Source organism: Sphingopyxis sp. MC1, from assembly GCF_000371385.1.
Taxonomy (GTDB): Bacteria; Pseudomonadota; Alphaproteobacteria; order Sphingomonadales; family Sphingomonadaceae; genus Sphingopyxis; species Sphingopyxis terrae.
The window spans coordinates 20,266-32,315 of record NZ_AOUN01000023.1 but is presented as its reverse complement, the minus strand read 5'-3'; the positions used below and the strand labels follow the sequence as shown (position 1 = coordinate 32,315).

The following is a 12,050-nucleotide window of genomic DNA, read 5'->3' as shown; positions in this document are numbered from 1 at the left end:
TCCGCAATCGGTCGCTAGCCGACGAATCTCTTTTCCCGTTTGTGTCGAGCGAAGTCGAGACACCCATCTCGATAGCCCGACGCCGAGGGGCATCTCGACGTCGCTCGATGCGAACGGGGCGGGATAGGCCCAAACAACCGCAACCGCTCGCTTCCAGCCCTGTCCCACCGCATAGCAACGCGGCTTTCTCCCAAAGAAAAAGGCCCGCGTCCGAAGACGCGGGCCCATCGCCCTTTTGGGAGTGGCGGGTGCTTCAGAAGGGCACCCAGCTCTGTTTTTTGCGGAATTTCATATAGCCGATATTGGCGCCGAGCCGCGCGCCGACGCCGACGCGGATCGGGATGAGGACTACGTCGCCGCGGCGCAGATAGCTCGCGTTGAAGCCGCCGACGAGATAGGCGGCGCCTTCGCCCGCCGGATAGCGTTTGTAGAGATCCTCGCTGTCGAACAGATTGTAGACCAGCACGAAAGTGTTGCCGGCATTGGCGCCCGCGTCGAAGCCGATCGAGGGGCCGGTCCAGTAGACGGGGCGTTCGCCCTCGATCTTGTGGTACAGCGTGCCCGATCCGTAGCGCAGCCCGATGCCAAGCGCGCCGCCGGCTTCGCGGCCGACGATATAGGCGTTGGGTTCGCCCTGCTTCTTCAGAATATCCTCGATGAGGCCGGCGAGGCCCTGCGCACCCTTGCCGAAGACGCCTTCGGCAGCGCCGATCAGATCGTCTTCCTTGTAGGTTGTGGTGTCGTCGGCGGCCGCCGTCCCGGTTGCAGGCGCAGCGGTGGTCGTGCCCGTATCGGGCGAGGTGACCGAATATTGCTCGGCGCCCGTGGCAAGGTCGCTGTCGAGCGACGGGTCGCTCGTCGTCGTGGCCGGCGGGGGAGACGGCGGGGGCGCCGGATTGTTGAGGTCGGAATCGATCGCCGTATTGGGATCGACCGATGTCATCTGCGCGTGCGCCGCCGGCCCGGCGAGCATCAGCCCGATCGAGGCGACCGCCGCAACGGCAATATTGGTAAGCGCATTCCGCATATATTCCCCCAAAAATCGGCGGCTTCGGGCGCCGCAAGCCGGGTTAACCATGACTCATCCTGTCGGCGCGGCAATGAACGGGCGATGACTTGAGTCGATTTTGCGCCGGACCGAATCATTTCGACCGACCAATAGGGGAATAAGTGACAAAAAGGCCAATGTTAGGCGTTGCGGGGCGTGATCGGTCTGGCTATAGCGCCCGCTCAGGCCAACCTGCCGTTCGCGCGGCAGACCATGCGGAGACGTGGGTGAGTGGCTGAAACCAACGCTTTGCTAAAGCGTCGTACGGGGAACCGTACCGAGGGTTCGAATCCCTCCGTCTCCGCCACTTTGGAACCCCTCTGGGCACGCCAGCCACCGCCGATTGCCGCACTTGGCCAGCAATAAGCGTCCTTAGCAGCTCCGTCTTCGATCCCATGATGCGAATTGCGTCGTCGGCGACCTCGACACGCTGCGCCAGCGAGCGCAGATGATCCCGCCGATAGCCGCCCTCGCTGCCCCGGATGCGCTCGCGTGCGCGACGCGCAAATCCCCGGATCATGGTCGGGGTAATGGCGCTGTGGCCGGGGCTGTCGAGCAAGGCTTGCGCCCGGTCGGCGTCGGCCCTGGCCTGATCGCGGATGACCTTGAGGCCGGCGATGCGCTCCTTGAGCGCCGGGTCGTCAAGATCGGCGACGCCCGCCTCGATGGCGTCGTAGAGGCGCTTGAGGCGCAATTCCGATTCGGTCGCGCGCCGCTCCAGTTCGGCGATGTGCTGCCGGCGACGCTCGGCCTGATCGTCGCGACGGCCGAGCACGGTGCCAAGCAAGTCCTCCAGCCGGTCGGCATCAAGCAAGCGTTCCTCGATATGCCCGACCACCATGCGGTCGAGCTTATCCATCGGGATCGCGCGGCCCTTGCAGCCGGTTTCGCCCTGCCGGGCCTTGATCGAGCACGCATAGTAGCGATAGCGCCCGCCCTTGCCGGTGCGGATCGTCATAGCGCCTCCGCAATTGCCACAATAGCAGATGCCGGTTAGCAGCGTCGGCCCGATCACGACGCGCGCCGGCAACTCGGTCTTGGGATTGCGGGCCTGCAAGAGCTTCTGCACCGCGTCGAACGTCTCCCGCTCGATAAGCGCCGGCACCTGAACGGTGATGACCTCATCCTCGGGCTTCACCTCTCCCTTGTTGGAACGGCGATTGAACCGATGCTCGCCAATATAGGTGCGCCGGGTCAGGATGCGGTGAACCTGACCGATACCCCAGCGCCCGCCGTCGCGCGTGAAGATGCCCTTGCCATTGAGATATTTGACGATGGCCTTCACGCCCATCTGGCCGGATGAACCTTCACCCTCCAGCGCAAGGCGATAGATGAGCCGGATCGTCTCGGCGTGCAGCGGGTCGATTTCCAGCTTCTTCTTGACCTTCGCGCCGCGCTGCTCGGCCGCGACGACGCGGTAGCCGATGGGCGGCAGCGAGCCGTTCCAGAAGCCTTGCCGGGCGTTCTCCTTCAAGGCGCGCAGGACGTGCTTGGCGTTCTCCTTGGACTGGTATTCGTCGAATAGCGACATGATCCGCCGCATCATGTCGTGGATCGGATCATCGCCAAGCTCCTGCGTGATCGAAACCAGCTTCACGCCGTTCTTCGCCAGCTTGCGGTAATAGAACTCCATTTCAAATTCGTCGCGGAAGAAGCGTGAGAAGCTGTGAACCACGACGACATCGAACGATGCCGGCTTGGCGGTGGCAGCCTCTATCATCCGCTGGAACTCCGGGCGGCGGTCGTTGGTCGCGCTGTTGCCCGGCTCCACGAATGTTTCGACAAGCTGATAGCCCCGCGCCTCGCAATAGGCTTCGCCCTGGCGCTTCTGGTCGGGGATCGACACGTCATGCTCGGCCTGCCGAGTGGTGGAGACGCGCAGATAGAGGGCGGCGCGCAGCGTGACGTTGGGATTGTGGACGGTGGGACTATGGACGTTCATTGCCGGCCTCCTGCCGCCTTGCGCGGCCCTGCGCGCTCGGTCAGCGGCAAGTCTAGTTCTACTCGGTCGTGGATGACCCTGGGCGTGAGCTTGCGGCCTTCGCCCTTCTCCATGCGGACAAGGCCGTAACTGGCCATCCGTTTCAGAGTGCGGGACAGGTTGGACTTGGCCCGGCCGGTGATCTCGGCCAGTTCCTCCAGCGAACCCGGCGCTTGCTGGTCGATGACGCGCAGCAATTCGCGATTGCCCGCCGACAGCACCTTGGCGAAGGATTCCATTGATGTGAACCACACCTTCGGATCGCCGGGCGCGGGCTTTTCCTCGCCCTTGGCAATCCGCATGGTGCGGGCCTTCATTTCTTCGTAGCCGGCAATCCCGACTTTCAATGTGGTCATGTTACGCCTCGCTCCTTCAACACCGCGTCCACCGCCTGCCAGAAGTCGGCCAGCAGCGTGGCCGCATCCTCGTAGGCGTAGGGCTTCACGGTCTGGAGGCGGTGCCGATGGTCCATCGGATCGCCGCGCCTGCCTCGGCCGACTGGATGGGCGTTGTCGAAGCCGACCAACCGTTCGCCCGAAGGCCCGTGAAGCGTGAGCGAGTAATCGAGGCCGTGCGGCTTCTCCGGCGATGCCGGAACGCGGGTGACGATGAACTTCACCCAATGGCCGCCCTCGGGATCGACAACGAGCACCTGGCCGTCGAGGTCCAGAAGCGTGTCGAGGTTCGGATCACGATCCTCGCTCATGGCTTTTTGTTATCAGATGAGGATAACTTTGTCAATCCTGCCAGGGGTGGAAGTGGGCCGAACATCTCGTCGAAGACATCGGCAAACCATCGCTCGAATACCTGAATCTCTGCCTCGGTGATCGGCACTTTCTCCGGCCAGTCGTCGATGACGGGCAGCTTCTCCACGTCGAAGGCATCGGGCGGGCTTCCGCGCGGCGGGCTGATGCGCGGCGCGGGATCGTCGTCATAGTCGTAAAGGTCATCGGGAAGCGTCTGCGGAGCCGGCTGTCGTGGGCGGCCCCTTTGGGTATGGCGGCGTCTCGCGCACATGGAATCCTCCGTGGTTCGTTGCTGGATTCCGGGTGGCTGGAAGCCCCGGAATTAGGCGAAGCATGGAGGGGGATCGGCGGCCTGTAGCGTGCCGCATTTGCGCTCACGCGCTGGCGGCACCCCTGCTGTCGGGTGCCGCCAACTAGGTTAGCCGGCCGCGCGGCGGGCCTTCTGAAACTCTCGATCCGTGGCGAGGAAGCGTTCCAGCATCGGCACAATTAGCTTTTCCGGCTCTATCGGCGGCTGTCCTGCCCCTGCCAACAAGCGTCCATAAAGTTGCAAATCTCGAAAGAGTGTCGCGGGCAATTCGCGTGACACCTTAACGGGCTTGTCGTCGGGCAACGTGCCGAGTTTCAGCTTGCTCATGGTCAACCTCTGTATGGTTCGAGCACAAGGTCGCGGGTGACGATCACGCGGACGGGGAAGCCCGGCCTGATCGTGAGCGTCGGCGCAACCTGCAACTGGCGGCGGATGATCTGCTGGCCGGCGTCGTTGATGGTGTCCTGCGCCCCGTCGCGGATGGCGCGCACAAGGCGGTCCTCGTCGCTGACGGCCAGCTCCGTGCCGACCGCAAGTAACGTCGAAAGGCCGGCGGCCTTCGCCAAATCCCACCAATGATAATCGACGCCATCCTCAAGACCGGCGTAGCCCTGGCTATCCGCGCCCGGCTGGCGCTCCAGAACGATAGAGCGGCCATTGGGGAGGATCAGCCGATTCCAGACGAGCAGCACACGGCGCTGGCCGAACTGAACGCTATTGTCATACTGCCCGATGATCCGCGTCCCCTGCGGGATCAGGAGCAGGCTGCCGGTCGGGCTGTCATAGATGTGCTGCGTCACCTGGGCGGTGATCTGGCCCGGAAGATCGGAACGGATGCCGGTAATGAGCGCAGCCGGGATCACGGCCCCGGCCTGGAGCACGAAGGGCGAGGCTGGAGCCATGACGCGATCCGACGACGTGGTGCGGCGATCGACGGGTGCATTGAGGAACGCAAGCTGCTTGTCCCGCGCGGTCTGCTGGCCGGGTTGCCCTGTCAGGCCGGCAAGGTCGAGGCCGGGAAGTCCCGGCGTGGTCGCGCCGCCCGGCGTTGCGGCCGGGCTGCCGGTGCGGGCCTCGGTCTGGAAGAACACGCGGCTGACGCGCGCGGCTTCTTCCTCGGCAAGCCGGCGTTCCTCGGCGCGATCCACGGGCGGCGTGGTGATCGTCGGCGGCACGACGGGCTGGCCCCTGTTCTGCGCATCCAAGATGGGTCTGCCGAGGTCGCCCGGCAGCGGCGGCCCCAGGACCGGGCCGGTATAGTCGCGCGGCAGGCCGGCAAGCCCATCGGCAGGCTGGCGGTTGTTGGTGGAAAACAGTTCTTCGCCGCCCGTGCCGCCGTCGCGGGTCTGGAGCGCGTAGATCAGCGCGCCGCCGACGCCGACCAGCGCGACGGCCGCCACGCTGGCGAGCACCTTGCGGGACAGGCGGGTGACGCGCGGGGCTTCCGCGCGAAGCCGCATCGGCGTGGCGGTATTGGTGTCATTCTCACTCATGACGATGGCCTCCCGTCTGTGCGGACAATCCTGACGGTCTGTTGGCGGTCGCCGCTGCCAAGGCGCAGCTCGGCCGCGCCGAACAGGCGGTCCACGATCAGGATGTGTTGATGGATGCGGCTGTTGACGATCTGCGCCTCGCCGTCCGCGCCGAGCACGAAGATCGGCGGCATTTCGCCTTGAACGATGCCGCGCGGAAACTCGACATAGACGCGCCTGCCGTCGTCATAGACGGCGACGGGCTTCCAAGCTGGATTGTCGCCTGTCAGTCCATAGCGATAGTTGCGCGCGGCGGCGGCCGGGATGACCGGCGTGGCCGGCACCGCCTGCCGCTGCCCGGCCGGCTGCTGCGGATAGGCCCAAGCGACGGCGGGCATATAGGGCTTCTCGCCCGAGCGCAGCTCGAGCATGTAAACGCGCCGGTCGGTCGTCACGACAAGGTTCGTGGTGATGTCCGGCCGGCTTGGCTTCACGAGGATATGGACTCGGCGCGTGACGCCCGAACCGGATTCCGTATCGCCGATAATCCAGCGTGCCGTGTCGCCGGCCGCTATCGGCCCTGCGCCGGTCAGGCTTTCGCCTGGCTCCAGGGCGATGTTCGTGATCTGGCCCGGCGCGGCATAGACCTGATAGAGCGCGCCGTCGCTCCACGGGTAAATCTGGATGGAGTTGTAATAGCCCTCGCGGCGCGGCTGCACGCGGGCGGCGGCATTGGCGTTCTCGACGCGCGCGGTCGGTGTGCCGGCGGCGGTGCCGCCGCGTGCGACGGTCCAGGCGGGCGGGATATGGATCGGCCGCGGCCGGTCGTCGGTGACGGCCGCGGGGACGGCCGGCAACGGCGGCACGCTCGCATCGTAGCTGATCTGCGGCGGTTTGTAGGTCGCGCAGCCGGCAAGCATGGTTGCGGAAAGCAGGACGGCGGGAATCGCCGGGGTGCGGATGATCGTCCTCATTGGCTCATCTCCCGCGACCACGAAATTGCATTGACGTAGATTCCCAACGGATTGGCGCGCAGCCGTTCGGTATCGCGCGGCGGCTGGATTGCGATGGTCAGGATCGCGGTCCATCGCTCGGTTGTTGAAAGCTGGCCGGATTCGTAGTGGCGTTCGGTCCAAGCGACGCGGAAGCTATCCGGCGAGGCGCGGATGACGCTCGACACCTCGACCGCGACTTGTTGCTTTCCGACCTTGGTGAAGGGGTCGTTGGCGCGCGCATAGTCGTTGAGCGCCGCCGCGCCCCTGTCAGTCGTCCACTCGTATGCGCGTAGCCAGTTCTGGCGGACGATGATGGGATCGGCGGGGATACTCCTGACCTGTTCGATAAAGCGCCCCAGGTGCCATGCCACTTGCGGATCGGTCGGGCGATAGTCGGCCGTGGCCGGCGCGACGGCCTGCGCCTGGCCGAGCCGATCAACTTGGACTACCCAGGGCACGACGGTCCCACGCGCCGATTGCCAGACAAGCGCGGCGGCGAAGCCGGCCGAAAGGATCAAGCTGCCGAACGCCATGTAGCGCCAGTTCTTCGCCTGCACGCGGGCCGAGCCAATGCGCTCGTCCCAAACCTGCGCGGCGCGCTGATAGGGCGTTTCGGGTTGCGGGGTCTTGCCGTAATGCACGGCGGGTCTTTTGAAGATGCTCATGTGCGGTCGCTTTCAGAGAGGTTGACGGAAGAACCAGAGGCGTGGCTGTCGCCAGAGCGGACAGCGTGCGCGGCCGTCTGGACGGCATGGCCCGTGTGGCCGGATTGGCGCATCCGCTGCGCCCAGCCGGGCGATGTGCCAGCGGTCGGCGCGGATGCGGACGTGCTGCCAGTCGATCCCATGGAGGATGTGCCGCCGGTCGCGCCGAACCCGGCTTTCACGCCATCGGAAAAGCTGGATTTGACGCTTGCCGCCGCCCGGCGCAGCGGCGATGTGGCTGTGCTACCTGCCGCTCGCGCGATGCCGCCCAGGCCGGATGCGACGCCCGCCGCACCGGACTGGCCGAGCGAGCCAAGGCTATAAGCGGCGGATGCTGCGCCGGCTGCCGTCGCGCCTCCGCGCACGGCGGCAGCGCCTCCCTTTGCGGCAAGCCCGGCTGCACCGCCTGCGGCCAGCGCCGCGCCCCCAACTGCAAGGCCGGTGCCGACCGCCGCGCCCGCGCCGAGCTGCGGGCCGCCGCTGACAAGGCCGGAAGCGATGCCGGGTCCGAATATGCCCAGGCCGACGAGCGACAACGCGGCGAGCACGATGGCCATGGCATCGTCGATGCTCGGTGTCTGCCCGCCGAAGCCCTGCGTGAATTGCGAAAACAGCGTCGAGCCGATGCCGACGATGACCGCCAAGACCAACACTTTGATGCCGCTGGAGATCACGTTGCCAAGCACGCGCTCGGCCATGAAGGCGGTCTTGCCGAACAGGCCAAACGGGATCAGCACGAAGCCGGCCAGCGTGCTCAATTTGAACTCGATCAGCGTCACGAAAAGCTGGATGGCGAGGATGAAGAAGGCGAGGATGACGAGCGCCCAGGCGAACAGCAGGCACGCGATCTGAATGAAGTTCTCGAAGAAGGCGACCCAGCCCATAAGGTTGGAAATGGAGTCGAGCAGCGGACGCGCTGCGTCGAGGCCGGTTTGCGCCACCTTGCCGGGCCGCATCAAATCCTGCGCGGTGAAACCCGTGCCGGATGCTTTCAGGCCCAGGCCAGCAAAGCTGTCGAAGACGATCTTCGCGAGGTTGTTCCAGTTGCCGATGAGATAGGCGAAGACGCCGACGAACAGCGTCTTCTTCACCAGCCGCGCAATAATGTCGTCGTCCGCGCTCCAGCTCCAGAACAGCGCCGCGAGCGTCACGTCGATGACGATGAGCGTGGTGGCGATGAACGCCACCTCGCCACCCAATAGGCCGAAGCCAGAGTCGATGTATTGCGTGAAGGTGCCGAGAAAATTGTCGATGACGCCTGCGCCGCCCATGCGTCACCGCCCTTCCGGTGCGGCCGGCGCGCGCGTCCGGCCGAGAAAGCGGTCACGGGTTTCGGCCCATACACGCAGGCATTCCGCGTCGTCGGCGGCCTGCTGGCCAAGCTGCTGGCACCGACGCTGCCCTTCGCGCAGCGGGTCACGTTCGGGCTGGAGAAGACGCGGCGGTGATGCCGGCGCGTCTTCCTTGCGGGTCATTTCGATGGCTGTCGCCGTGATGGCGATGGCCACGAATACGATTGCGCCCAGCCGGGCCAGCATCTTGCCGTCCATGGCCGCGCCCTCAATTGCCGTTGTTGAACATTTGCGCGTTGCCGGGCTGGTAGCCGTTGCCGGGCGTGAGGAAGCGACGGCGCTGCTCGCGCCCCTGTTCGGCTGCCGCTGCGCGTTCGGCCTCGGTCAGCGCGCCCGCCCGGCCGTTGGCTGCTAGCAACGCAACAAGGTCGGAAAGCTGCTGCGACTGGAGGGCCAGAAGCTGGTTGCCGGCTTGCGTCGCCTGGAGCGCGCCGGTCGCGTTCTGGCTCTGGCCGACCAGCTCCGACATCTGCGTGCGGTTGCTGTCGATGTTGCCGACTACGCCGGCTTGAACGCGCATGGCGTCCTGCAAGCCGCCTACGGTGTTCTGCCAGCGCGGGCGAGCGTTGGCGACGAGCTGCTGATCCGTCGCCGACATCGACACGTTGCCGTATTGCTGCTGGAACGCTTGGTCGATGCGCTGCACGTCGAAGGCGATGTTCTGCGCCTGGCTCAAAAGCTGCTGCGTCCGCTGGACGTTCTGTTGAAGCTGCTGGAGCGACGAGAACGGCAGGCTCGCCAGATTGCGCGCCTGGTTCATCAACATGGTCGCCTCGTTCTGGAGCGAGGTGATCTGATGATTGATCTGCTCCAGCGTGCGCGCGGCCGTGAGGATGTTTTGCGCATAGTTCGACGGGTCGAAGACGATCCTTCCGAATTGCGCATGTGCCGGCGTTACCAGCATGGACGAAACGGCCAGCGGTGCGGCGAGCATCGTTGCGGCCATGACGATGGCGCGCGAGCGGAAAAGACGAATGGTCATGGTTGGGACTCCTTTTCGGTTTGGGGGATCAGCGTCGGGAAGTTCGGAAGAAGCTCGACGGCCCAGCCGACATCGCGGGTCGTTAGCCAGGCCGCGAGAAAGCCGTCGCGGCCGTGTTCGGCGACGATCTGCGCAATGAGCGTTTGATCGGATTTGGCGGATGCGGCGCAGAGCGCGAGGCCGATTTCGGACAGGCCCAGCTCGAACAGGCGATTGCCGCGCCGCGACTGGCAGTAGTAATCCCGCTTCGGCGTAGCGCGGGCGATCAACTCTATCTGGCGGTCATTGAGTCCGAAGCGCCGATAGATGGCGGTGATCTGCGGCTCGATGGCCCGCTCGTTCGGCAAAAGCAGCCGCGTCGGGCAGCTTTCGATGATCGCAGGCGCAATGTTGCTGCCGTCGATATCGGACAGGCTTTGCGTGGCGAAGATGACGCTGGCGTTCTTCTTGCGCAGCGTTTTAAGCCACTCGCGGAGCTGGCCGGCAAAGCCTTCATCGTCGAGCGCAAGCCAACCCTCGTCGATGATGAGCAGCGTCGGCCGCCCGTCCAACCTGTCGCCGATGCGGTGAAACAGGTAGGCCAGAACGGCGGGCGCGGCTCCCGTGCCGACAAGCCCCTCGATCTCGAACGCCTGCACGTCGGCCGAGCCGAGATGTTCGGCTTCGGCGTCGAGCAGCCGGCCATAGGGACCGCCGACGCAATACGGCCGAAGGGCTTGTTTGAGGTCGTTGGATTGCAGCAGCACCGCGAGGCCGGTGATGGTGCGTTCCCCGACTGGCGCGGAGGCAAGCGAGGTCAGCGCCGTCCAGATATGTTCCTTCACCTCCGGCGTGATCGCCATGCCTTCGCGCATGAGGATGGCCACGATCCAGTCGGCGGCCCAGGCGCGTTCATAGGTGTCGTGAATGCGCGCAAGTGGCTGGAGCGATACGGAAGCGTCGGAACCTTCGGTCAGGCCGCCGCCCAGGTCGTGCCAGTCGCCGCCCATTGCGAGCGACGCGGCGCGGATGCTGCCGCCGAAGTCGAACGCGAAGACTTGGCTGCGGACGTAGCGCCGGAACTGTAAGGCCATGAGCGCGAGCAGCACGGACTTGCCCGCGCCGGTCGGGCCGACGACGAGCGTATGGCCGACATCGCCAACGTGAAGGGAAAACCGGAACGGGGTGGAGCCTTCGGTCTTTGCATAAAGCAGAGGGGGCGCACCGAAATGCTCGTCCCGTTCCGGCCCCGCCCACACCGCTGAAAGCGGGATCATGTGGGCGAGATTCAAAGTGCTGATGGGCGGCTGCCGGACGTTCGCGTAGGCGTGGCCGGGCAAGCTGCCGAGCCATGCGTCAACCGCGTTGACCGTCTCCACCATGGCGGTGAAGTCGCGGCCCTGGATGACCTTTTCGGCCAGCCGCAATTTCTCGTCGGCAATCCTGGGGTCCGCGTCCCATACGGTGATGGTGGCGGTGACGTAGGCCATGCCGGCGACATCGGCCCCAAGCTCCTGCAAGGCCATGTCGGCGTCGGCGGCCTTGTTGGCGGCGTCCGTATCGACGAGAACGGATGCCTCGTTGGTCATCACCTCTTTCAAGATCGCGGCGATGCTTTTGCGCTTCGCGAACCATTGCCGCCTGATCCTGGTGAGCAGCTTCGTCGCGTCGGTCTTGTCGAGCAGGACCGCGCGCGTGCTCCAGCGATACGGGAAGGCGAGCCGGTTCAAGTCGTCGAGCAGGCCGGGCGTTGTCGCGGTGGGAAAGCCGGTGACGGTCAGGACGCGGAGATGCTGGTCGCCAAGGCGCGGCTCCAGCCCGCCGGTCAACGGCTGGTCGGCGAGCAGCGCGTCGAGATAGATCGGCGTTTCGGGAACGCGGACGCGATGCCGGTTGGTCGAGACGGTGGAATGGAGGTAGGTCAGCGTTTCGCTATCGTCGAGCCACCGGCAGGACGGCATGAAGCCGTCGAGCAATGCGAGCACGCGGTCGGTGCGGTCGATGAAACCGCGCAGCACTTCATAGGGATCGACGCCGGATTGCTCGCGGCCTTCATAGAGCCAGGTTTCGGCGCGGGCGGCTTCCTCGGCCGGGGGCATGTAGAGGAAGGTCAGGAAATAGCCCGACACGAAATGCGCGCCGGCTTCCTCGAAGGCGGCCTTGCGCTCGGCGTCGAGCAAGGCCGACGCGGGATCGGGAAAGGTGCTGTCGGGATAGGTCGCGGCCTCGCTGCGCTGCGCCTCGACGAAAATCGCCCAGCCCGATCCGAGACGGCGGAAGGCGTTGTTGATGCGACCGGCGACGGCGACCAGCTCGGCCGCAACGGCGGAATCCAAATCGGGACCGCGAAACCTGGCCGTGCGCTGGAATGAGCCGTCCTTGTTCAAGACGACGCCAGAGCCGACCAGCGCAGCCCAGGGCAGAAAGTCGGCAAGGCGACTGGCGGTGCGGCGATATTCGGCGAGGTTCATCATGGCCACG

The 12,050-nt window shown here is 65.5% G+C and carries 13 protein-coding genes, 1 tRNA gene and 1 pseudogene; 2 read left to right on the top strand and 13 right to left on the bottom strand.

What is annotated here, in order from left to right:
- Positions 1 to 253: 253 nt before the first annotated feature.
- Entirely contained in the window at positions 254 to 1,027 is a 774-nt protein-coding gene (locus EBMC1_RS17145; protein ID WP_003052374.1) for a DUF1134 domain-containing protein, read from the bottom strand.
- 238 nt (positions 1,028 to 1,265) lie between these two features.
- On the opposite strand from EBMC1_RS17145, the gene EBMC1_RS17140 reads away from it, so the two are divergent.
- Positions 1,266 to 1,355 (top strand) — tRNA-Ser (locus EBMC1_RS17140).
- A gap of 141 nt (positions 1,356 to 1,496) precedes the next feature.
- A complete protein-coding gene (locus tag EBMC1_RS18885; protein ID WP_231292958.1) occupies positions 1,497 to 2,045 on the top strand; it encodes a hypothetical protein in 549 nt (182 codons plus the stop codon).
- Here the strand turns inward: EBMC1_RS18885 and EBMC1_RS18880 are convergent.
- From EBMC1_RS18880 to trbE, 12 genes and pseudogenes are all read right to left on the bottom strand, one after another.
- Positions 1,932 to 2,990: pseudogene (locus EBMC1_RS18880) on the bottom strand (recombinase family protein); the annotation flags it as partial. The gene EBMC1_RS18885 and the pseudogene EBMC1_RS18880 overlap by 114 nt on opposite strands.
- The gene (locus tag EBMC1_RS17130) at positions 2,987 to 3,385 is read right to left on the bottom strand and encodes an HVO_A0114 family putative DNA-binding protein (RefSeq protein ID WP_003052372.1); all 399 of its coding nucleotides are present in this window, start codon (positions 3,383 to 3,385) and stop codon (positions 2,987 to 2,989) included. The gene EBMC1_RS17130 and the pseudogene EBMC1_RS18880, both read right to left, overlap by 4 nt.
- Positions 3,382 to 3,735, bottom strand: a complete 354-nt coding sequence (locus EBMC1_RS17125; protein WP_003052370.1) for a toxin-antitoxin system TumE family protein — start codon at positions 3,733 to 3,735, stop codon at positions 3,382 to 3,384. Before EBMC1_RS17125 ends, EBMC1_RS17130 begins: the two co-directional genes overlap by 4 nt.
- A complete protein-coding gene (locus EBMC1_RS17120; RefSeq protein ID WP_003052367.1) occupies positions 3,732 to 4,046 on the bottom strand; it encodes a hypothetical protein in 315 nt (104 codons plus the stop codon). Before EBMC1_RS17120 ends, EBMC1_RS17125 begins: the two co-directional genes overlap by 4 nt.
- Before the next feature lie 147 nt (positions 4,047 to 4,193).
- Complete coding sequence (locus tag EBMC1_RS17115; protein WP_003052365.1) at positions 4,194 to 4,412, bottom strand: DUF2274 domain-containing protein; 219 nt, start codon at positions 4,410 to 4,412, stop codon at positions 4,194 to 4,196.
- A gap of 2 nt (positions 4,413 to 4,414) precedes the next feature.
- Positions 4,415 to 5,578 carry a TrbI/VirB10 family protein gene (locus tag EBMC1_RS17110; RefSeq protein ID WP_003052362.1) on the bottom strand — a complete coding sequence of 388 codons (1,164 nt, stop codon included), beginning with the start codon at positions 5,576 to 5,578 and terminating at the stop codon, positions 4,415 to 4,417.
- Positions 5,575 to 6,531 (bottom strand): P-type conjugative transfer protein TrbG, encoded by a 957-nt coding sequence (gene trbG, locus EBMC1_RS17105; RefSeq protein WP_003052359.1) that lies wholly within the window; start codon positions 6,529 to 6,531, stop codon positions 5,575 to 5,577. Before trbG ends, EBMC1_RS17110 begins: the two co-directional genes overlap by 4 nt.
- Positions 6,528 to 7,211 carry a conjugal transfer protein TrbF gene (gene trbF / locus EBMC1_RS17100; RefSeq protein ID WP_442852391.1) on the bottom strand — a complete coding sequence of 228 codons (684 nt, stop codon included), beginning with the start codon at positions 7,209 to 7,211 and terminating at the stop codon, positions 6,528 to 6,530. Before trbF ends, trbG begins: the two co-directional genes overlap by 4 nt.
- A 2-nt stretch (positions 7,212 to 7,213) precedes the next feature.
- Positions 7,214 to 8,527 (bottom strand): P-type conjugative transfer protein TrbL, encoded by a 1,314-nt coding sequence (gene trbL, locus EBMC1_RS17095; RefSeq protein WP_003052354.1) that lies wholly within the window; start codon positions 8,525 to 8,527, stop codon positions 7,214 to 7,216.
- 3 nt (positions 8,528 to 8,530) lie between these two features.
- Entirely contained in the window at positions 8,531 to 8,806 is a 276-nt protein-coding gene (gene trbK-alt, locus EBMC1_RS17090; protein WP_003052351.1) for a putative entry exclusion protein TrbK-alt, read from the bottom strand.
- 10 nt (positions 8,807 to 8,816) lie between these two features.
- Positions 8,817 to 9,590, bottom strand: a complete 774-nt coding sequence (gene trbJ / locus EBMC1_RS17085; protein ID WP_003052349.1) for a P-type conjugative transfer protein TrbJ — start codon at positions 9,588 to 9,590, stop codon at positions 8,817 to 8,819.
- Entirely contained in the window at positions 9,587 to 12,043 is a 2,457-nt protein-coding gene (trbE, locus tag EBMC1_RS17080; RefSeq protein WP_003052346.1) for a conjugal transfer protein TrbE, read from the bottom strand. Before trbE ends, trbJ begins: the two co-directional genes overlap by 4 nt.
- Positions 12,044 to 12,050 lie beyond the last annotated feature (7 nt).